The organism is Rhodococcus sp. Eu-32, from assembly GCF_003336925.1.
GTDB classification, from domain to species: domain Bacteria; phylum Actinomycetota; class Actinomycetes; order Mycobacteriales; family Mycobacteriaceae; genus Rhodococcoides; species Rhodococcoides kyotonensis_B.
The window spans coordinates 1-21,063 of the sequence record NZ_QGNK01000035.1 but is presented as its reverse complement, the minus strand read 5'-3'; the positions used below and the strand labels follow the sequence as shown (position 1 = coordinate 21,063).

Below are 21,063 nucleotides of genomic sequence, written 5' to 3'. Positions count from 1 at the left end.
GGTGCACGACTTCGATATTCCGGTCACTCAGTGTGCGGGGTGAGCAGACGTCGGCGGAGCGCTGTCGCGGTTCGCGAACACCTTCGCGTAGCGCGTCCCTGCGAACAGCAGCAGAAGTCCGACGACGATGAACGCGCACACCCGGAACAAGCCGTCGAGTGCGACGAGATCGAACAGGAAGAGCTTCGCCACCGCCGCCGCGGTGAGCGACAGGCCGACCAACAGCGCTGTGTGCGCGTACTTTTCGCTTCGAAGGCCTATCACGAGCAGAACCATCGCCGTGACCATCCATTCGATCGTCGCCGCACAGTGCCCGGCGACGAATCCCGTGGAGCCGCCCAGCGCTGCGACACCGAGAGCGACGGTGGCCGACGTCATCGCATACAACGACACCAGACCGGCGACGACCCAGCACGCCTCCAGATTCTTGTCCGCGATCGACAACAGGCGAGCAGCCAGGACGGAACCGATTGCCGTGCCGGTCAACAGGATTCCAGCGATCACGACGCCGAGGTTGCCCGTGGCGTGGTCCGCGTCCGTCACCCCCTCCGGGGGTGCGACGACCAGGAATCCGAGCGCTCCCAGCGCCGCGAATCCACTACCGAACCAGAATGCCGTCTTCGACGACATCTGCCATGCCGCGGCGATCAGGCCGGCCGCGACGACGAGGAGAGCCACCGGCCGCAGCTCGGCCGTTGTCGGCACCAAGACCGCCTGCAGGAGAGCGAACGATCCTGCAGCGGCGAGAACGATGCGCGCATGCGTCGGCAACCAGTGTGCGACGGCGATCGTCACGACACACGTCAGCGCCACCATCGCCTCGATCAGTGTGTGCGTCCAGGGCACGAACAACACGCCGACAGCGAGAACCGGCACGGACGCCACGGCCATCATCGCCGACGCCATCACATCGGCACCGTTGCGGCGCAACAACTCTGCGGCGCTGCCGACTCCGAACACGAAGACGATGGACGACGCAACCAGCAAGTGTAGAGCGTTGTGCCACGGCAGGCTCCACGTCGCTCCCCTGGTGACAGCGACGAGCAGAACCACAACGACAGGAACCGTGCGAACGAGACCCAACAGCGGCCAGTCTCGGCCGAGTTGTGCCGGGAATCCGGCGATGAGAGTCACCGTGAAGAAAGCTATGAGCGGCAGCGTGATTCCGCCGGTGACCACGGGAGCACATGCAGCAACGCCGGCGAGAATCAACGTTGCCATCGGCTGCGACCGCCACGACACCGCCAGTGCGACGCCTGCTGCCGCGATCCCGAACGCTGCGACCAATCCGAGAACCGGATGCAACCATCCGTAGATCGCCGTCACTGCAACGACATCCAGGAACAAGCCTGCGATACCGGTGGAGGCGACGGCAATTCCGCCGACCCGTCCACCTGGCCTGCCGTACACCCTGGCACCGACGGCAACCAACGCGATCGAGAGCACGGCTCCCGCGCCGACTCGCAGCGTCGGCCCGAACCACCCGGCCTGCGCCGCCAGCACGAGAAGCATCACGACACCGACGAGTGTGACGCCAGCACCTGCAACGGCCAGCAGGCGGCTGATGACGCCGTCACGTTGCCACCACGGTTCCTTCGTGGGAGCGGGGGCGGGAGCAGGTCGCGGCGGGCCTGCTACAGGAAGAGCCATCGGCATCGGACGTGGCGTCCACGCCGGCTGCGGCTGCGGCTGCGGCTGCGGCTGCGGCTGCGGCTGCGGCTGCGGCTGCGGCTGCGGCTGCGGACGAGCCTGAGGGACCTGCGAGACCTGGGGCGGCGCGGGCTGCACGGCGAGTTGCGCGTGTAGCGCGTTCAGATCGCCGGACACCTGCCGCAGATGTTCGCCCAGCGAGGCGAACTGGCCGGACAACCTGGCCACCAACTGAGGATCGACACGGTTACCACTCGAAAAGGTCATGCCTACGATCGTCGAAGAATCGCGTCGGCGAAGCCTGAGTAGTGCTACTCGGTTTGTACTAGGGGTTTACGACACCCCGGCCCGTCAACCGCCGAACATCCGACGCAACGACGTGCCCATCGGGTGCTTCGCGGTGATGGAACCGAAGCGGATCTTGCCACGCACGATGACGTGCAGCCGTCCGATCGGCGGGCCGGTGCGGACCTTGTTGTTCGCGCTGCCGCCGATCGTCTCCACGCCGTTGAGGTCGGCCGTTGCTTCGGGTGGGAGTACGAGCGAGATGGTGCCGCAATAATCGTCGACGGCCACTTCGACGACCTGGGTCGACATCACGGCCTGCGTGAAGTCCAGCGTCACCGACGACATCTTGCTCTGGATCGTCAGCTGCGGCGGCACGTGCCACGGCCCCTTGCGCGTGACCGTCGACATCGTGGCCTTGACTACGTTGCTGCTGTCGCCGCCCCACGAGTTCGAGGCCCGCGTCACCTGCGGCGATGACTGAGGAGCTTGGACCGGCCGATGGTCGTCGGCGATCTGCATGCCCGGCAGATCAGCGAGGACGGAGTTGAGTTCACCGCGGGTCTTCGCGGCGAGGGCGGTGTCCATCCGTTCGGTGAACTCCCCGAGCGACAGCATCCCGAGTCCGACGGCCTTCTGCAGCAGTTGCCCTACGTGTTCCTTCTCCGCATCGGACACCCGAAGATTTCTCGCCTCCATGGCCACCAGGATAGGGGTCATACGGCCGTGGAGCCACGACCGAGAACGGCCAGCATGCCCTCGATCGAGGCGGGCCAACCGAATTGCTCTGCGCGCGAGCGTGCTGCGGTCCGTCGCGCGAGGGACGGCAGGTCCAGTACGCGACCGAGTTCGGATGCGAAACCGTCGGCCGTGTCGTCGAATCGCCCGCCGCACGCCGGGGTGACGATGTCCGCCAGAGCCGACGACCGTGACACGACGACGGGTGTTCCTGCTGCGAGCGATTCGAGCGCGGCGAGACCGAACGTCTCGTGCGGGCCCGGCGCCAGGGCCACATCGGCCGATGCAAGCAACGATGCAAGTTCGACGCGTGAGTCGACGAATCCGAGGAAGTCGACGGGAAGACCTTTCGCGCGACGCTCCAGCCCTGCCCGACGCGGCCCGTCGCCTGCTATCACGAGCCGGACATTCGATCCCGAATGACGCAGTGCCGCAATGGAGTCGATGCTCCGTTCCACCTTCTTCTCGACGGACAAGCGACCACAGTGGACCAGCAGGGCGTCGGCGTCGCCGTGCCACCGCGATCGGTCGCCGCCGCGCCGTGTGGGATGGAAGAGATCGAGATCGACTCCGAGGGGGACCTCGGCGATGTTGGGGGCCCCGATACGTTCGAACTCGCGACGCGCGAAACCCGTTGTGCAGACGACGGCGTCGTACGATTCGGCGGTGCGACGGTTCGCCACGTCGGCCAGCGCACGCGCAGCGGCCCGCGGCATGATCTGCGCGAGAAGCCGATCGAGACGTTCGTGCGAGATCATGACACTGCCGACGCCGCGTCGTGACGCCCACGCTCCCATCCCGCGGAGCGTCAACCGGTCCGACACCTCGATGACGTCGGGCCGTAGTCCGGCCAGGATGTCGGCGATCGCACCGGGGTGGACGGCTCGGTAGCCGCCGGTGAGGAGAAGGCGAACCGCGGGCACGGTGACCCGAAGAACTCCCGTCGGGAGGATTTCCTCGGCTCGTTCGGCACCTGGCACGACCAGCACTGCTTCGTGTCCCCGCGCGGCGTACCCTGCCCCCAGCTGATCGACCGCGGTACGGAGGCCACCGGAACGGGGTCCGTAGAAGTTCGCGAGTTGCACGATGCGCACCGGACCGAGTGTCCCGCCCGTCGTCGTCGGGAACATGACGATCACCCGAATCCTGGGCGAACTCGTCCTGGAGTTTTCGACTCGGACCTGCCGGGTAGCCCGTCGCGCATGGAAACGACGATCGACGCGACGGGCGAAGCACCTGCAGAGACGGCGTGGGAGCGGTACATGAAACCCGAGATGTGGTCGTCGTGGGCGCCGCAGATCATGGGCGTCGACTACGCCGAATCTCGTTTGCGCCCAGGAACATTCGGGAAGGTTCGAGGACCACTGGGATTTCCCGTGGACTTCGAGATCCTGGACGTGGACGAACCGGGTCGGACGTGGACGTGGAAGGCGTGGTTCGTCCACCGCAGCCTCGGCCTGACGCTCACCCACGGGGTGGCGTCGACGCCGAACGGCGCACGGACGTGGCTCACCGTGCGAGGCCCGTCCGCGTTCGTCCTTCCCTACGTACCGATTGCGAAGTTCGCGTTGATGCAGCTCGTCCGGAAGTGACTACTCGGACCGCGTCGTCGTCTTCGGATCCGTCGGGTGGTCGGTGACGTCCTCGGGATCGGGCGTCGGAAACGACGGCTTGTCCCCCGCCCCGTCCAGGTGGTCGTCGAACTCGCGGATCGCTTCGCCGCGTTCGCCGACGTCCTGACCGGTGTCCGCGTCGGTGCCGCGCGACTTCTCGGCCGGATCGACGGTGGTGTCCACGGGCTTGTCTGTGTCGGTCATACCGCCCAGGGTGCCCACGCCGCGCGCGTCACAAACACGCCGTCACAGACCCTTCTCGATCGCGTAGCGCGTCAACTCGACGCGGTTGGCCAGGTGTAGTTTGCGTAGCGTCGCCTGCACGTGATTCTCGACGGTTCGATGACTCAGGGTCAGCTTGGACGCAATCTGTTTGGCGCTCAACCCTTTCGCGACGAGTCGGAGCACCTCGGTCTCGCGATCGGTGAGCGTCGGACTCGGCTTCTCCTGCGACGCGGGCGCAGTGAACATGCGTCGATACTCACCGAGAACCAACCCGGCGAGACCCGGGGTGAACACGGCCTGACCTGCGGCGGTCGCGCGCACCGCATCGAACAGCTCGTCGGCCGACGCGCTCTTGACGAGGTAGCCGGTGGCACCTGCCTTGATCGCATCGAGCACGTCGTCGCGCTCGGCCGACGCCGACAGCACCAGAATGCTGCTGCCTGGCGATCCGGCCAGCACCTGCCTCGTCGCGTCGGCGCCGTTGCCGTCGGGCAGATGCATGTCCATCAGCACGACGTCCGGTTGCGTCGCGGTGGCCCGTCGCCCTGCTGCACCGACGCCGTCCGCCGTGGCTACGACGTCGAACCCCGCGGCCTCGAGGTCGCGCGCGACCCCGTCACGCCACATGGGATGGTCGTCGACGACCATGATCGTGATCTGTTCACCGGTCATCTCGTCCCCTTCGGTACACGTATTTCCCATTCGGTTCCCGACTCGTCGGTGTCCAGTTCTGCTGTGCCGCCCAGGGTTCGGATGCGTCCGACGATGGACTTCGACACCCCCATGCGCCCTTCTGCTTCCGCTTCGGCGAGTCGTCCGGCCGGGATTCCGCATCCGTCGTCGCGAATGCCGACGACGACCGTGTCACCCAGATCTTCGACCAGCACGAAGGCCCGGGCACCCTCCCCCGCGTGAAGGGCGACGTTGGACAGCGCCGTCGCGACAGCGTTGGAAAGCTCTTCGGCAACATACCGATTCAGCAGAACGGGATCGGCAGGGGCGGACAAGGAGACCGTTGTACCCGCCTGCTTCCGCAGCAGAGCGCCCAGATCGACGTCGACGCCTGCCTGGCTCGGCACCGCCTGCTCGGAGATGAGCATCCGCAGCGCGACCTCCTGCTCACCCGCTAGTTCGGCGAGTTCACCTGCAGCGCCACCTATTTCACGACCTCGGCGTCGCACGAGCGCCAGCACCTGCAGCACACCGTCGTGCACCTGGCGTGCGAGCCGTTCCCGCTCCTCGGTGATCGCGGCGAGTCGCGCGGCTCGCTCGAGCTCCGCGTGCGCCCTCGTCGCGGTATTGCTCGCCAATCCGAGCGCCAGTCCCACCGACACCAGTACCGGCGCCGTCGCGTCGGTCCACAGGTCCAGATTCACTTGATCCCGTACCACCGCACTGACCGCTGCCAGCAGCACACCGGATGCGATGCCCCCTTTGGGCCCGAAGAGAATCGCCGCCGAGATCACCGCGTTGGTGGCCCACAGCGTCGTCGGAAGCGTCTGGTGCGTGCTGTACCAATCATGTGGCGCGACAAGCCGAGTCGACGCCATCAGGCCGATGACGATGAACTGGTCCGCCAGCACGACCCTCCACCGCGCCACCGTCGATCGGGTCGTTCCTGCAGGCTCCACTCCCGCCGCCCGGGTCGTTACTGCAGGCTCCACTCCCGCCGCCCGGGACAGAAGCATCGCCGACACACCTGTCCACACCGCCATCGTGGCCACGAAGAACCAGCTCAACCGTTGGTTCGAGTAGTCGGGCGCCGACGCGAACTGATAACTGACGGCGTACACGAGCGTGATCAGGCGGAACGCTTGCGACGCCCGCCAGAGAGGCCCGAGGGCGTCAGTCATCGTCCGGCTTGTTCAGGGACCCGCGATCGAGCGTGTCGTTGCCCGGATGCGGCGAATCCGGCGCTGCCGGAAACCTCGTCGTCGACGACGGGTCGTTCTCCTCGAGTTCCTCGAACACCTCGTCAGGGTCGTCGGCGAGCAGCGACCTGATCGCGGTGTTCAGGACGGCGACCACCGGGACCGCCAGGAGACCACCGACGATGCCCGCCAACAGAATTCCGACGGTGATGGCGAGCACCACGGCGAGCGGGTGGATCCGCACGGCGCGCCCGAGTAGAAGTGGTTGCAGCACATGCCCTTCCAATTGCATGACCGCCACGACGATGCCGAGTGTGATGAGAGCGGTGAGAAAGCCCTTCGTCACGAGCGCGATGAACACTGCGACGAACCCGGTCAGGAACGCACCGACGATCGGGACGAACGCACCGATGAACACGAGCGACGCCAACGGAAGCGCCAACGGCACACCGAGAACCGCGAGCCCTGCGCCGATACCGATGGCGTCGGCAGCCGCGACGGCTACCGTCGCGCGGACGTAACCGACGAGCGATCCGAATCCCTGGCTACCCGCCAACCGAATACGACGACGCGACGACGTCGGTGCCAGCCGCGTCACGAATTCCCAGATCTGATCGCCGCCGTACAGGAAGAAGATGAGCGTGAACAGCGTCAGCAACGCGCCGGTGAGGATCTCTCCGATGACCGTCGCCGTCGTCAGCGCTCCGCTGGTGACAGCAGCCTGATTGTCCTGGATGACCTTGACGACGCTGTCGCTCGCTTGCCGGATCTGATCCTGGCTGATGTGGAGCGGGCCGTCGGCCAGCCACTTCTGGATGTCGTTGATGGACGTCGTGAACTGATCGCCCAGCGCGGGCAGGCCCTCGACGAACTGCTCGACGACGAACGTCATGATGCCGGCGACGACGCCGATGCTCGCGATGATGACGATGACGACGGCAGCTGCGCGCGGAACTCCGCGGCGTTGCATCCAGTCGACGATCGGCAACAACATGGCCGACGCGAGCAGCGCCAGGGCGACCGGAATGATCACCGTGTCCAGGCGTCCGACCACGTAGCAGAACGTGATGAACCCGGCGAACAGGACGAGTAGCCGCCAAGTCCAAGCGGCGCCGACGCGAACGAGCGGGTGGACAGCGCCGGCTGGATCGAAACGCTCCACAGTGGCAGGAGTGGAGCCTGCGGAAGGACCAGTTGTGGCAGGAGTGGAGCCTGCGGAACGACCAAGTGTGTCCGAGAACACCTTGGATGCTTCTGCCCGCGGCTCGTCTTGGGTCACCCGGTAAATTTAACCCGTGCTGGCATCTTTCCGAGCGGTCTCGCTCACGCTGAAGAGTCGCTGGCCGCTCTATATGTTGTCGATGCTGTTGGCGAACTTGTTCGGCGCAGTGTTGGTGTTCGCGTTCGTTCGGTACGGGTTGCCGATCACGGAGTCCCAGTCGATCGTCGCGGACCGGGTTCGCAACGTCTACGTGTTCGGCGCGTACCTTGCTTTCGCCGGCACGATCAGTCTGTATTACGCCGCGCGGATGCTGCGCACGGTCGTCCGCTGGCAGCTACGGGGTGGGCCGCCGACACGTGCCGAACAGATGACGACTCTGCACGCTCCCCTGCGTCAGGCCATCGTGCACCTGATTCTGTGGGTCATCGGCGGCGTCCTGTTCGTGCTGTTGACGGTGTCGGAGATGCCGTCGCTGTCGGTCGCGGTGATCGTCACCGTCGCGCTGGCTGCCACGGTGACGTTCGGTTTCACGTACATGCTCGGTGAGCGCATCCTGCGGCCGGTTGCGGCGATGGCACTCAGCGAGGGCCGTTTCGACCGGACCATGGCTCCGGGCGTCGGCACCCGTATGGCGATGACGTGGGGTCTGGGCACGTTGATGCCCGTCATCGGCATCATCCTGCTGTGCGCCACACAGCTGACGACAGATCTCGTGTTCTCCACCGACGCCCTCGCGATCGCGATCATCCTGCTCAGCGTCCTCGCGATCGGACAGGCGTTCATTCTGTCGATGCTGACGGCCAGCCAGATCTCCGATCCGATCCGGCAGCTGCGTCGAGCGATCGAGCGCGTCCAACGCGGTGACAACGACGTCGAGGTCGACGTGTTCGACGGCAGCGAGATCGGCCGTCTGCAGGTCGGCTTCAACCGAATGATGGAGGAAGCCGCGGAACGACGCGTCCTCCGCGAACTGTTCGGCCAGCACGTCGGCGAGGACGTGGCCCGACGCGCGTTGCAATTCGGTACCGAATTGGGCGGCGAGACGCGCTTCGTCGCGGTGCTGTTCGTCGACATGGTCGGGTCCACCGCGACCGCGTCGGAACGACCGCCGGGCGAGGTCGTCGTACTTCTCAACGAGTTCTTCCGTGTCGTCGTCGACGTGATCGACAAGCATCACGGCTTCGTCAACAAATTCATGGGCGACGCCGCACTCGCCATCTTCGGTGCGCCACTCGACCGTCCCGACGCGCCGACCGCCGCCCTCGCCGCAGCCCGTGACCTGCGGTTCGCACTCAACGACATCGTCGGACTCGACATCGGCATCGGCGTCTCGGCCGGTCTCGCGGTCGCCGGAAACATCGGCGCCAAGGAGCGGTTCGAGTACACGGTCATCGGCGATCCGGTCAACGAAGCGTCCCGTCTGACAGAACTGTCGAAGCTGCGCCCGGGTCGCGTGCTGGCGTCGACGTCGGCGCTGTACTTCGCCAGCGACGAGGAACAAGAACACTGGGAGCTCGGAGATCAAGTTCAACTACGTGGCCGAGGCCGTCCCACTCACCTCGCATGGCCAGTCGAGCATCCCTGATGACGTCGACCTAGTGGTTACGCTGTGAGGGTGCTCGAACCGACACCAGAGCCCGCGGCGGTGGGTCCGCGACGCCGGAACCGGTTTCGCGTGCTCAAGTGGGTGGCAGCGATTGCCCTCGTCGGACTGCTGATCGGCGAGGGCATCTATCTCTGGCCACGTCTGCACGAATCGTGGAAGGCCCTCACCGAAATACATTGGGGGTGGCTGGCGGCGTGCATCTTCATGCAGGCGCTGTCGCTTAGCGCGTTCGGCCGGGTGCAGAAGCAGTTGCTGCAGGCCGGGGGTGTGCGCGTTCGGCAGGCCAAGTCGCTGTCCGTCATCTACGGCAGCACCGCGATGGCGTTGACGCTTCCCGCCGGCCAGGTCTTCTCGACGGCGTTCACGTATCGCGAGACTCGGCGCTGGGGCGCGAGTCCGGTCGTCGCGTCGTGGCAGCTGGCGATCTCCGGCGTGATCGCGGCGGCAGGTCTGGCCGTACTCGGTGTCGGTGGCGCGTTGCTCGTCGGCGGCTCGGTCAACACGTTCACGCTCGTGCTGCCGATTGCGGGCGTCGTCGCGATCGTCGTCGGCGTGCGGTACGTCTCAGCGCATCCACAGTCCATTCGAAGTGCTGCGGGCTGGGTTCTCCACAAGGTCAACGACTTTCGCAACCAGCCGCGCGACGCGGGCCAGGAGCGCATCGACGAGATCATCGAGCAGGTCAAGTCGGTCCAGCTCGGCAAGCGTGACGGCGCTCTGTCGCTGACGTGGTCCGCGGTCCACCGCATCGCCGACGTCGCCTGCCTCGGGTTCGCTTGCTATGCCGTCGGCGCCGATCCTCGTCTGTCCGGCCTGCTCATCGCGTTCGCGGCGGGTAAAGCCGTCGGTTCGGTTCCGCTGGCTCCCGGCGGACTCGTCGTCGTCGACGCCACCCTGATCGCCTTCCTCACCAGCGCCGCCAGCATCAGCGCGTCGCAGTCCGTTGCGGCTGCCTTCGTCTACCGCGGGGTCAGCTTCATCCTCGTCGCCCTCGTCGGCTGGGTCGTGTTCCTCGTGTTGTTCCGAAAACACCAGCACGAAGACCTGCACTACGACCTCGAGATGGAACAGCGCGAGACCAAGCAGCTGCAAAAGGACGCCCGCACCGCCCGCGAGGCGCAGCCCGAACGCCGCGGGCCCGATCCCGAGCCGGCCTGAGCTGCGTCCCTCCCCCCGCCCGTGGACCGAATGTCACCTTCGGTCACCTTGCGCGCAGCGAGGGCGTCCTTCGGTCACTCTGAGTGACCCGATGGCCACATTCGGTCCGCCCGCGCGTTCGCCCGCGCTCCGCCCGCGCCCCGCCCGCCCAGAGCGAGGGCGCCCCTTGCTCACTCTGAGTGACCCGATAGCCACATTCGGTCGAACCAGGGGCGCCCCCGACCGGCCACGAAAAATTTCCCCCGGAATAGATGCGGACCCCGGTCCGTTTGTGTATTATACAAACTTGAAACTTCAACCTTGAGGAGCTAGTCATGACCGCATCCATCGCACTGCCCGAGTTGGCCCCCGGCACCTGGACCATCGATCCCGCACACTCGACCATCGGCTTCACCGTTCGCCACCTGATGGTCAGCAAGGTTCGCGGCCGTTTCCAGAACTTCAGCGGCGCCGTCACGGTCGCGAAGGACGGCACCCCGTCCGTCAACGCGGAGATCGACGTCGCGTCCATCACCACCGACAACGAGCAGCGCGACGGCCACCTCAAGACCGCCGACTTCTTCGAGGTGGAGAAGTTCCCGACCGCCACGTTCACCTCCACGTCCGTCAAGGCAGATGGAGGCGACTTCGTCGTGACCGGTGACTTCACCCTCCACGGCGTCACCAAGTCCGTCGACCTGAAGCTCGAGTTCAACGGCGTCAACCCGGGCATGGGCGCAGGACCGGTCGCAGGCTTCGAGGCCACCACCGTCCTCAACCGCAAGGACTTCGGCATCAGCATCGACATGCCGCTCGAGGGTGGCGGCGCTGTCGTCGGTGACAAGATCACGCTGAACCTCGACATCGAAGCTGGTCTGGCTTCCTGATTCGAGCGGAAGGCGACGGCGGCACCCTAGGGTGTATCGGGTGAACAAGCGCAGCCCGATCATTGCCGCCGTCGTCGACCTCGTTCTGGTCCTTGTCTTCTGCGCGATCGGTCGCCGCAGTCACGACGAGGCGAACGTCATGGCCGGGCTGTTTCACACAGCCTGGCCTTTCGTCGTCGGGGCGGTCATCGGGTGGATCGCGACGGTCACGCTCTACCGCGACAAGTTCGACGCCTTTCTCATCCTTCCGACGGGCATTCTCGTCTGGGTGTCGACGGTTCTCTTCGGCATGATCTTGCGCGTCGTCAGCGGTCAGGGCACGGCATTCAGCTTCATCGTCGTCGCGTCGACAGTTCTGGCCGTGTTCCTGCTGGGTTGGCGCGCCCTCGCCAAATTGGTACCCGTCTCGAAAAACTGATCTGCAGATACTCCCGAACACCGGCCGATCGTGAAACAGTTCACCTATGGCCGAACTACAGGACAAGCAGAGCACCGGGTTCTTCGGACAGCCGTTCGCGCTGGCGAATCTCTTCGGTGTCGAGATGTGGGAGCGTTTCTCGTTCTACGGGATGCAAGGCATCCTCATCTACTACTTGTACTACTCGGTGTCCGAGGGTGGCCTCGGAATTCCCGAATCGTCGGCGACGTCGATCGTCGGCGCATACGGCGGAACCGTGTATCTGTCCACGATTCTCGGCGCATGGATAGCCGACCGACTTCTCGGTTCGGAACGCACTCTGTTCTATAGCGCGATCATGATCATGTTCGGACACATCGCGTTGGCCGTTCTGCCCGGATTCCTCGGCGTCGGAGTCGGTTTGATTCTTGTTGCGTTCGGCAGTGGCGGGCTCAAAGCGAATGCGACGTCGTTGGTCGGCGATCTGTACGACGAGCACGACACCCGTCGCGACGCAGGCTTCTCCCTCTTCTACATGGGCATCAACATCGGCGCGTTCATCGGGCCGTTGCTGACCGGCCTCGCATGGGACAAGCTCGGGTTCCACGCCGGATTCGGTTTGGCCGCAATCGGTATGGCGCTCGGCCTCATTCAATACACGATCGGGCGCAAACACCTGCTCGGAATCGGTGCCACGCCGCCCCATCCGCTCCCTGCGAGCGACCGTACGAAGTGGGGCGCGATCGGCGTCGCTGCGATCGTCGTCGTCGCCTTGCTGTCCGTCTTCGGCGCCATCACAGCGTCGAATTTGTCCGACGTCGTCGTCGGCGTCACCATCGTCGCTGCTGTCGCATACTTCGCAATCATCCTGTCCAGCAAGCACATCACGCAGATCGAGCGTCGACGCGTCATCTCGTTCATCCCGATGTTCATCGCGAGTGCCGCGTTCTGGTCACTGTTCCAGCAGCAGTTCACGACCGTTCCGCTCATCGCGGACACCGAACTCGACCGCAATCTGTTCGGCTGGGACTTCCCGCCGTCGTGGGTTCAGTCCATCAATCCCGTGTTCATCATCATCTTCGCCGGTGTGTTCGCGGCGATGTGGACGAAGCTCGGCGATCGCCAACCGTCGACGCCCCTGAAATTCGCTGCAGGAGTGGGCATCATGGGCCTGGCGTTCCTCGCCTTCGTGCCGTCGCTGGCCGGTGACACCATGCCGCTCCTGGCTCTCGTGGGAATCCTCCTGCTGTTCACGTTCGCCGAATTGTTCCTGTCCCCGGTCGGCTTGTCGTTGTCGACCAAGCTCGCGCCGAAGAACTTCCACACCCAGATGGTGGCGTTGTTCTTCCTGTCCGTGGCATTGGGTTCCGCGATGGCGGGCACTCTGGCCGGCTACTACGACCAGGCCGACCCGAATCCGTTCTTCTACACCGTCGGTGGCGCGTCGATCGCCGTCGGTGTCGTCATCGCGGCGATGTCGCCGTGGATCAAGAAGATGATGAGCGGGGTGCAGTAGCCGAAACCGGCACGGCTACTTCAGAAACAACCAGGCCGCGAGCCCCAGACCACACAGTCCGACGCCGATGCGCAGGACCGTCGGTGGAATCACCTTCACCACCGGCGGTCCCGAGTAGCCCCCGACGAACGCGCCGATGCTCAGCGCCAATGCGGCGAGCCAGTTCACTTCACCGGAGAACGCGAAGATCACGGCAGCAACGAGGTTGGCCACGCCCAGGAAGAAGCTCTTCAGAATGCTGGCGCGCCACATGGAGTTCGACGTGCACACCAGCGCGAGCGCCAGGAATATGACTCCCGCCCCCGCCCCGAAATACCCGCCGTAGATCGCGACGAAGAACAGACCGACGGGATAGAACCTCTGGGCCGTCCCGCCGGCTCCACTCCCGTGCCCCTGGGCCGGCCCGCCGGCTCCACTCCCGTGCCCCTGGGTCGTTCCGCCGGCTCCCCTCCCGTGCCCCTGGGTCGGTCCGCCCGCCAGCAGCCGCAGCCGGGGTTGCAGCAGCAACGCCACCGCGGCGAAGGCGACGAGAAACGGGACGACGATCTCGAAGGATCCCGCGGGCGCCCACAACAGCACCAACGCACCCACCAACCCGCCGATCGCCGAGTAGGCAGCGAAGCGCACCAGCTGCTTGCCGTCCTTCGCCAATTCCGACGACGCGTTCGCCGTCGCACCGATTCCGGCGGCCACCAACCCGACCGTGTTGGTCACGTTCGCCGCCACCGGCGGAAGCCCGGCAGCAAGAAGCGCGGGGTACGACACCAGCGACGCGAGCCCGGTCACGAATCCGACGAGGCCCGCGAAGAAACCGGCGACGACGAGCAAGCCGAAATCGAGCAGAGTCACGGACAGTAAAGCTACCGTGGCTAAAGAGTTGGCTGGCTACTCGGCTTTGCCGGAGTCCATCTCCCGAAGCAGCATGGTGCTCATCTTCACGGCTTGGTCTGTGCCGTCGGCATTCTCGATGTAGACGGCGAACGCCAGGTCGCCGCGGTTCGCGATGAACCACCGATCGTCACCGCTGTTCCCCGAGAAGCCGGTGAGACCCCCGTAGGAATCGAGACCGGCGTCGTGTGCGGAGTTCCGCATCATGTCCCGCAGCGTGGCCAGCGCTTCCGGGGCGATAGACGCCGTCTCCTTGTCGGCCACCGCGGTCTGGCCCGCGACGATCGACGGTAGAGGCGCCGCGCCACGTGCGATCGCAGCGCCGATCTGTGCCAGACCGAACGGCGTGATCGACACTTCCGACGTCTCGTTGCCGACGGTCCGGATGCGGTCGATGGAGTTGTTGCCCGACGGCACCTGGCCGGTGTAGGCGTCGAGACCCGGCATCGAGTAGTTGACGCCGAGACCGAGTTGCGTCGCGTTGGAGTCGTCACCCCTGGTGACGGCGTCGACGAGATGCGACGCCGACCCGAGCGGATACATCCCCGAGAACGCGATCTGCCCCTGCTCGTTGGCGTAACTGTTCTGCGCTGTCGCGACGATGGCGCCTGTCGACGGCTGGATGGCAACGATCGACGCTGCGGTCCCGACGCTGACGACGGCTTCTTCGGCTGCCAGCTGGATGCGGGGGTCGAGAGTCGCGTGCAGGTCCGGTCCGGGGGGACCCTGGAATCCGGCCTGCCGCGTGACGACGCCGTCCGGACCGGTGACGTCGACGGCCCATCCGGAGGTGGCGTCTCGATTGTCCTGCCACGCCTTGCGCAACGAGTCGAGCAGCGGCGACGTGATTCGGCGATCCCCGGCAATGAGCTTCGGCGTCGGAACGACGACGACACCGTCGATGGCTCGCAGATCGTCCTCGAGAACACCGAAGTCGTCGTCGCGCAGGTTGACCGCGAGGATCGGGCTTCCCGGCGTCGCAGCGAGGTCGCGTTGCAGGCTTTCGGCGGTGATCAGGGGTGCCACGACGTCGATGACGTCGGCCAGTCGCGTCGTGGATGCGACGGGGTCTGCCATGCGCGACGGGTCGAGCATGATCGCGTTGATCGTCCGCTCGTTCATCAACACGTTCTGCGCGGCGTCGAAGACAAGCGGCGGCGCTGCGTCGGTACGGACGTAGCGGACGGATCCACCCGCGGGCATGTCGGGCGCGAGCATGTCCTGCTCCCACGTGATTCGCCAGCCGACGCTCAACTTCTTGGCGGTGCCGCGTGTCGAGTACGACCAGTCCTTGCCGTCCCCGAAGTTCCAGTCCGACGCCATCGTGAAGAAGCCGGACGAGTCGTCGAGTCCGATGAACTGCGTCAGCTCGAAGTCGCCCGTCGGCGGTCCGCCTGCGGACAAACCGTCGAACATCTGCGTGATGCTCGCGGCGGCGGCGTTGGGATAGGACGTGAGATTCGCTGCGGCCGAAACGTCACGCGCATTGAGTGCGTCGACGAAATCACCGACCGCCGCCTCGCCGGCGTTCTCGGGCCGATCCAACATCCATACCGCCGCGGTCGAGGACAAGACGAGCGTTGCCCCCACTGCTACTACGTAACGTCCCCGTTTCGCGCTCACGCGCGCCGCCCTCCCTGAACCCATGCTTCATTCTAGTCACTTCAGTCACACGCGTAACAAGCACGGGATTCACACGCTCTGGTCACGAATTCGCTACACGCCTCCCCACGTGCACTTCCCGCCTGCATTCATCGTGGTCAATCGTGACGCCCAACACAAGGCCGAAAACCGTCACAATAAGCAAACGACGGGCAAATGAGCGCCTAGCGCAGGAACCGTCCTGCGGCCTCCAGGGCGGGGGCCGAACTCTGTCCGCCGGCGACGAACACGGCGAACGCCAGATCACCCTGGATCCCGACGAACCAGCCATGTGCGCCTTCGTTGTTCGGCCCGAACTCGGCGGTTCCGGTCTTACCGAGCAGGCCAGGGATGTCCTGCAGTTGCGTAGCGGTTCCGGCGGTGACGGTCTCGCGCATCATCGCCCTGATCTGCTCCGCGACCACCGGGTCGACCGAGACGGGCGTCGCGTCCGCCGTGCCCGGTTGACCGCTCACGAGAGTGGGCGCCTTCAACGCCCCTCCCGCGATCGACGAGGCCACCAGCGCCATCCCGAACGGCGACGCCGTTACCTGTCCTTGACCTATGGCCGACTCGACGCGTGCCGCAGGGGTGTCCGCGACCGGGACGGTGCCGGTGACGGTGGTCAGGCCTGGCGTTACGTAATCGACACCGAGTCCGTATTGCTGCGCGGTCTTCTGCAGGCCGTCGGCGGGCAGTCCGACGCCGAGGCGCCCCATCGTCGTGTTGCACGAGCGGGCGAATGCGGTGTGCAGCGGAACGTCCCCGAGGTCGAAGTTGTCGTCGTTCGGAATCTGACGGCCTTCGATGTTCTCGGTGCCGGGGCACGGAAGGATCGTGTCCGGCGTTGCGGTGCCCGCCTCGAGCGCAGCCGACGTCGTCACCGTCTTGAACGTCGATCCCGGCGGATACAGCCCGGTCAACGCGATCGGTCCCTCTGCGTCGGCGGCCGCGTTCTGCGCGACGGCGAGCACGTTTCCTGTCGACGGCTGCAGCGCGACGATCGCCGCTTGCTGCGGCAGCGATGTCAGCGCATTCTCGGCCTTCAGCTGCAGACCCGCGTCGAGAGTCGTCGCGATGTCGGGAGCAGGCGTCGCGTCGACACCCGCCAACTGTTGGACTGCCCCGTCGGCGGAAATGGACTGCACGGACCAGCCCTTGTTCTCGTCGAGCTGCTGCTGCCACAGCTCCGAGACACCGGTCAGCGCGGGCGACGCCAACGCGCGGTCGGTTGTCAGCAGACGAGTCTGCGGCGCGAGTGTGACGCCAGGGAGCGCTGCGAGCGGGGCTGCGATCGGATCGAGGTCGGACTGACGCAGCGAGACCACGGTGAGCGCGTTGCCCTGTGCTGCGGCTCGATCGGCAGCGATCGATTCGGCCGAGATGGTCGGAACGATCGGCGTGATGTACGACGCGACCGCGGCGGGGTCGGCGGACGCGTCGATGTTCACGAGCGTGACGACCTGCTGGGACATCAATTCGACGCCTGTTCGGTCGAACACCTTGGGCGTGACGAGCGCATCGGTCGACGTGTAGCGCACTGTGCTGTCGGCCGTCAGGCCCGGTGCGAGGACGGCAGGATCCCACTGGATCCTCCACCCCTGATCGGTCTCGGTCGCGGTCGCCTGCGTGTCGTACTGCCACTGTTTGGGCTCGCCGTCGGGCTCTTCGGTGCCGTCGTTCGTCGTCGAGAAACGCCATGTCGCGTCGAGCGTGACCGCGCCACCGTCTTCCGACGCCGATTCGACGGTGAAGTCCGGCGTCGCCGTGACGGACCCGCCGGCGCCGAGCCCGTCGTACAGGCCCGTCAGCGCAGCCGACGCGGCCACCGGGTCGGTCGTCAGCTGCGCGGCGGCCTCGGCGGATCCGCTGTTGATCGCATCGACGAATTGTTGGGCGGTGGTCTGCGGTTCGGGTGGGCCGTCGTCACCGCATCCCGCGAGGACCAAGGCCGTGACAGCGACGAGGGCGGAAACCGTCTTCTTCGAAGTGCGCACGCACTTGATCATGCCCCACCCGTGGCGGATATCGCTGCAACGGAGTAATTATGTAAGTGTGTAATCAAACGCAACCAAGGAGTTGTCATGAGACACCATGGAAGAAAGTTCGGACGACCCGGTGGGTGGCAGCAAGCCGACGCACCGGACACCGGTGACGCCGCAGAATGGTTCAGCGGACGGCTTCCGGAAAGTTGGTTCGCCGGCGACGCGACGATCGAGGTGGACCGGGAGGAGATCGTCGTGATCGGCGAACTTCCCACGCCCGACGACGCATCGGCCGCGTCGACGGAGGGTCGCATCGCGCGGTTCCGCGAGACCACGCGTCAGGACCGGATGCAGATCGCCGACGAGGCGGAGGCACGCTACGGACGCAAGGTGGCGTGGGGCGTGGCCGTCGACGGGGAGGCGGTGCTCTTCACCCACCTCGCCGTTCCGGTGATGACCCGCCTGCGACAGCCGGAGCGCAAGGTATTGGACACGCTCGTCGATGCAGGCGTCGCGCGATCTCGTGCCGATGCGCTGTCCTGGGCCGTCAAACTCGTCGGTGAACACACCGAGGAATGGCTCGGAGAGCTGAGGGAGGCGATGAGCAAGGTCGACGATCTGCGCAAGAAGGGCCCTTCGGGCACGTGAGCGAAAATGCGTGCCAGAGCACGCATTTCCACGCACGACCACAAATGGGGTTGCGTGTGCGACGCACCCGGGTTTAATCTGGCTCTCGCCTTGTCGTCGAAGAATTCGCAGGAGCGTAGTCTGCGGAGTGACCAGAGTTGGAGAGGCCGTTGCTCTTCTAGAGGTTCATTCGCCTGCTTGTACGCACGCATACCTCTGGAGCAATCATGTCTACCTCTTCATCCCTGCGCATTTCCGATCTCGGGTTCACCTGGCCGGACGGCAGCCGCGTGTTCGACGGCCTCGACGCCGTGTTCCCCACCGGCAGAACAGGTCTCGTCGGGTCCAACGGTGCGGGTAAGTCGACGCTGATGAAACTCGTTGCGGGAGAATTGCACCCCCAACGCGGTTCGATCACCGTCCCCGGCGAGCTCGGCTATCTCCCGCAGGACATCACCCTGCGCGCAGGCAGGCGCGTCGACGACATTCTTCGTATGCGTGAACTTCGACACGCGCTGCATCGCATCGAGATCGGAGAATTCACCGACGACGACTTTGCCACCGTCGGCTCTCGGTGGGACGCGGAGGAGCGTGCTGTCGCGCTGCTCGACAAGTTGGGATTGGGTCACATCGTCGCACGACCGGAGGATCTCGATCGCGTCGTCGGAACGCTGTCCGGCGGTGAATCGATGCTGCTCGCGCTCACTGCGGAACTACTCGCAGAGCCGGATGTGCTGCTCCTCGACGAGCCGACCAACAACCTCGATCGAGACGCCCGAGCGCACCTCTACCAGGCCGTCCAGTCGTTCCAGGGCGTGCTGATCGTGACGAGTCACGACCTCGATCTGCTCGCGATCATGGACGCCACTGCCGAGGTTCGAGCCGAGCGAGACGGGGTCAGCCGCCTGCGCATGTTCGGCGGTAACTACGAGCACTACCGTGACGTCGTCGTCGCGGAACAGGAGGCTGCGCGCGCCGCGGTGCACGACGCCAAGAACGATGTGCGCAAGCAGGAACGCGAATTGATCGAGGCCAGAACCAAACTCGATCGTCGCGCCCGGTACGGCAAGAAGATGAACGAGCAGAAGCGTGAACCCAAGATCGTGATGGGCAATCGCAAACGGGCAGCACAGGTCTCGGCGGGCAAGCTACGGGGCAACCACCTCGACAAGGTGAGCGACGCACAAGCGGTTCTCGCCACGGCCGAGGATCGCCTCCGTGACGACCGCGAGGTCCGCGTCGAGCTCCCCGCGACGAAAGTGCATGCGGGACAGAGGATCGTTTCAGTCGCTTCACTGGAGATCGTGGGACCGGAACGCATCGCACTGATCGGACCGAACGGTAGCGGCAAGACAACACTGCTGCGACAGCTCGCGGACGCGGAACCCGCTGTGCCGTGGCGATACCTGCCGCAACGCCTCGACGTGTTCGACGAGTCTCGGTCGGTGGCCGAGAATGTTGCGGCAGTCGCGGCACACGCGTCGAACGAGCAGATTCGAGCCCAGTTGGCGCGCTTTCTTTTTCGCGGGAGCGACGCGGATGCCGTCGTCGACACGTTGTCCGGGGGTGAGCGTCTCCGTGCTGCACTGGCGACCATTCTGCTCGCCGAACCCGCGCCGAGGTTCCTGATGCTCGACGAACCCACCAACAATCTCGACCTCGCCAGCAAGGCCCACCTGACGGAGGCGTTGGCGAGTTACGAGGGTGCGCTCGTCGTCGCGAGTCACGACTTACCGTTCCTGCGGGATCTCGAGCCGACGCGATGGGTCGAACTGGAGCGTGCATGATGGACGAGTGGACTTCGCGACGAACCCCTCGGATGGAACTCGGATCGCCTACACCGTCGTGGGCTCGGGTCCACCACTGCTCATGGTGCACGGAAGTCTGCTGACACACACGATCTGGCGCACGTTCGGGTACGTCAAAGCCTTGCGTCCGCGTAGGTCGTTGATCCTGCCCGACATGCGCGGGCACGGCCGGAGCGACAAACCGCACGACGTCGACGCGTACCGCATGGACACTATCGTCGGCGATCTCGTGGCCGTCCTCGACGAGGTGGGTGTCGACAAGGCGGACTACTGGGGGTATTCGTACGGTGCGCGCGCCGGCCTGACATTGGCAGCGCGGGCACCCGAGCGCGTCAATTCCCTTGTTGCCGGCGGAGGTTCGCACGGACCGCAGAAGGGGGCGTTCGATCGGCTGTTCTTCCCGGGGTGCGCGGACGTCCTCGCGACCGGAGGCATGGACGGCTTCATCGACGAATGGAACCGCCACCGCCTGTTCCCGGTGGACCCTGCGACGCGAGCCGTGTTCAGCGCCAACGATTCCGACGCGATGGCCGCCTACTTCCGCGCGTCCGACGCCGAGCCCGGGTTGTCCGACGACACGCTGCGCGGACTCGGTATTCCTTCGCTGTTCTACGTCGGCTCCGAGGACACGACGCGTCGGGACGACTCGCGCGCGGCTGCCGCGCTCGTTCCTGAGTCGGAGTTCCACCTGATCGACGGCTTCGACCACTCGACGACGCCCGCCGCGGGCGACGAGGTGCGGCGCGTCGTCGAGCCGTTTCTGGACCGAATGTCACCTTCGGTCACCTGAGGCTGAGGCGCGGCCCGAATCCGGACCGAGGGCGCCCCTTGCTCACTCAGGGCAGTCTCAAGCGGTCGATGCACCACCGCTCCTGACCAGGAAGAAGTAGGTGGTGTGTCGTGGGTAGAACGCGGGGCAAATCGGAAGAAGTGCGCGATAGCTTCTACGCCATGATCGATTCCGGGG

General features: G+C 65.6%; 19 protein-coding genes. 9 read left to right on the top strand and 10 right to left on the bottom strand.

Going from position 1 to position 21,063, the window contains the following annotated elements; translation table 11 throughout:
- Positions 1-27 precede the first annotated feature (27 nt).
- The 3 genes from DK926_RS25570 to DK926_RS25560 form a co-directional block, all read right to left on the bottom strand.
- Positions 28-1,917, bottom strand: coding sequence for a DUF2339 domain-containing protein (locus DK926_RS25570; RefSeq protein WP_114332727.1), 1,890 nt, complete (start codon positions 1,915-1,917; stop codon positions 28-30).
- Positions 1,918-2,001: 84 nt separating this feature from the next.
- Positions 2,002-2,634 carry a DUF1707 domain-containing protein gene (locus DK926_RS25565; protein WP_114332726.1) on the bottom strand — a complete coding sequence of 211 codons (633 nt, stop codon included), beginning with the start codon at positions 2,632-2,634 and terminating at the stop codon, positions 2,002-2,004.
- Positions 2,635-2,651: 17 nt separating this feature from the next.
- The gene (locus DK926_RS25560) at positions 2,652-3,767 is read right to left on the bottom strand and encodes a glycosyltransferase (protein WP_207890916.1); all 1,116 of its coding nucleotides are present in this window, start codon (positions 3,765-3,767) and stop codon (positions 2,652-2,654) included.
- Between the two features lie 108 nt (positions 3,768-3,875).
- On the opposite strand from DK926_RS25560, the gene DK926_RS25555 reads away from it, so the two are divergent.
- A complete protein-coding gene (locus DK926_RS25555) occupies positions 3,876-4,265 on the top strand; it encodes a MarR family transcriptional regulator (RefSeq protein WP_114332725.1) in 390 nt (129 codons plus the stop codon).
- On the opposite strand, the gene DK926_RS25550 is transcribed toward DK926_RS25555, so the two are convergent.
- From DK926_RS25550 to DK926_RS25535, 4 genes are read right to left on the bottom strand one after another with little or no spacing between them, the layout of a single operon-like run.
- The gene (locus DK926_RS25550) at positions 4,266-4,490 is read right to left on the bottom strand and encodes an autophagy-related protein 2 (protein ID WP_114332736.1); all 225 of its coding nucleotides are present in this window, start codon (positions 4,488-4,490) and stop codon (positions 4,266-4,268) included.
- A 42-nt stretch (positions 4,491-4,532) separates the two neighbouring features.
- The gene (locus DK926_RS25545) at positions 4,533-5,183 is read right to left on the bottom strand and encodes a response regulator transcription factor (RefSeq protein WP_114332724.1); all 651 of its coding nucleotides are present in this window, start codon (positions 5,181-5,183) and stop codon (positions 4,533-4,535) included.
- On the bottom strand, positions 5,180-6,364 hold the full coding sequence (locus DK926_RS25540) for a DUF5931 domain-containing protein (RefSeq protein ID WP_114332723.1): 1,185 nt from the start codon (positions 6,362-6,364) through the stop codon (positions 5,180-5,182). Before DK926_RS25540 ends, DK926_RS25545 begins: the two co-directional genes overlap by 4 nt.
- Entirely contained in the window at positions 6,357-7,544 is a 1,188-nt protein-coding gene (locus DK926_RS25535) for an AI-2E family transporter (RefSeq protein ID WP_114332722.1), read from the bottom strand. The genes DK926_RS25540 and DK926_RS25535 overlap by 8 nt, the downstream gene beginning before the upstream one ends.
- A gap of 190 nt (positions 7,545-7,734) precedes the next feature.
- On the opposite strand from DK926_RS25535, the gene DK926_RS25530 reads away from it, so the two are divergent.
- From DK926_RS25530 to DK926_RS25510, 5 genes are all read left to right on the top strand, one after another.
- The gene (locus tag DK926_RS25530) at positions 7,735-9,189 is read left to right on the top strand and encodes an adenylate/guanylate cyclase domain-containing protein (RefSeq protein WP_114332735.1); all 1,455 of its coding nucleotides are present in this window, start codon (positions 7,735-7,737) and stop codon (positions 9,187-9,189) included.
- Positions 9,190-9,219: 30 nt separating this feature from the next.
- Positions 9,220-10,368: a YbhN family protein gene (locus DK926_RS25525; protein WP_165839668.1), complete on the top strand. Its 1,149-nt coding sequence runs from the start codon at positions 9,220-9,222 to the stop codon at positions 10,366-10,368.
- Positions 10,369-10,682: 314 nt separating this feature from the next.
- Positions 10,683-11,234: a YceI family protein gene (locus DK926_RS25520; RefSeq protein ID WP_114332720.1), complete on the top strand. Its 552-nt coding sequence runs from the start codon at positions 10,683-10,685 to the stop codon at positions 11,232-11,234.
- A 40-nt stretch (positions 11,235-11,274) separates the two neighbouring features.
- Positions 11,275-11,652, top strand: coding sequence for a DUF3054 domain-containing protein (locus DK926_RS25515; RefSeq protein ID WP_068427626.1), 378 nt, complete (start codon positions 11,275-11,277; stop codon positions 11,650-11,652).
- A gap of 46 nt (positions 11,653-11,698) precedes the next feature.
- On the top strand, positions 11,699-13,147 hold the full coding sequence (locus DK926_RS25510; protein WP_114332719.1) for a peptide MFS transporter: 1,449 nt from the start codon (positions 11,699-11,701) through the stop codon (positions 13,145-13,147).
- Positions 13,148-13,162: 15 nt separating this feature from the next.
- Here DK926_RS25510 and DK926_RS25505 read toward each other — a convergent pair whose 3' ends face one another.
- The 3 genes from DK926_RS25505 to DK926_RS25495 form a co-directional block, all read right to left on the bottom strand.
- Positions 13,163-13,996 (bottom strand): sulfite exporter TauE/SafE family protein, encoded by an 834-nt coding sequence (locus tag DK926_RS25505; protein WP_114332718.1) that lies wholly within the window; start codon positions 13,994-13,996, stop codon positions 13,163-13,165.
- Positions 13,997-14,032: 36 nt separating this feature from the next.
- Positions 14,033-15,682, bottom strand: coding sequence for an NTF2-like N-terminal transpeptidase domain-containing protein (locus tag DK926_RS25500; protein WP_174551436.1), 1,650 nt, complete (start codon positions 15,680-15,682; stop codon positions 14,033-14,035).
- Positions 15,683-15,861: 179 nt separating this feature from the next.
- Positions 15,862-17,685, bottom strand: coding sequence for a penicillin-binding transpeptidase domain-containing protein (locus DK926_RS25495; RefSeq protein ID WP_114332717.1), 1,824 nt, complete (start codon positions 17,683-17,685; stop codon positions 15,862-15,864).
- A 75-nt stretch (positions 17,686-17,760) separates the two neighbouring features.
- Between DK926_RS25495 and DK926_RS25490 the strand changes: the two genes are divergently transcribed.
- The 3 genes from DK926_RS25490 to DK926_RS25480 all read left to right on the top strand — a co-directional run bounded on the left by DK926_RS25490 (position 17,761) and on the right by DK926_RS25480 (position 20,886).
- Positions 17,761-18,309, top strand: a complete 549-nt coding sequence (locus tag DK926_RS25490) for a hypothetical protein (protein ID WP_068427571.1) — start codon at positions 17,761-17,763, stop codon at positions 18,307-18,309.
- A 206-nt stretch (positions 18,310-18,515) separates the two neighbouring features.
- Complete coding sequence (locus DK926_RS25485; RefSeq protein WP_207890915.1) at positions 18,516-20,075, top strand: ATP-binding cassette domain-containing protein; 1,560 nt, start codon at positions 18,516-18,518, stop codon at positions 20,073-20,075.
- 7 nt (positions 20,076-20,082) lie between these two features.
- Positions 20,083-20,886 carry an alpha/beta hydrolase gene (locus DK926_RS25480; RefSeq protein ID WP_114332716.1) on the top strand — a complete coding sequence of 268 codons (804 nt, stop codon included), beginning with the start codon at positions 20,083-20,085 and terminating at the stop codon, positions 20,884-20,886.
- Positions 20,887-21,063 lie beyond the last annotated feature (177 nt).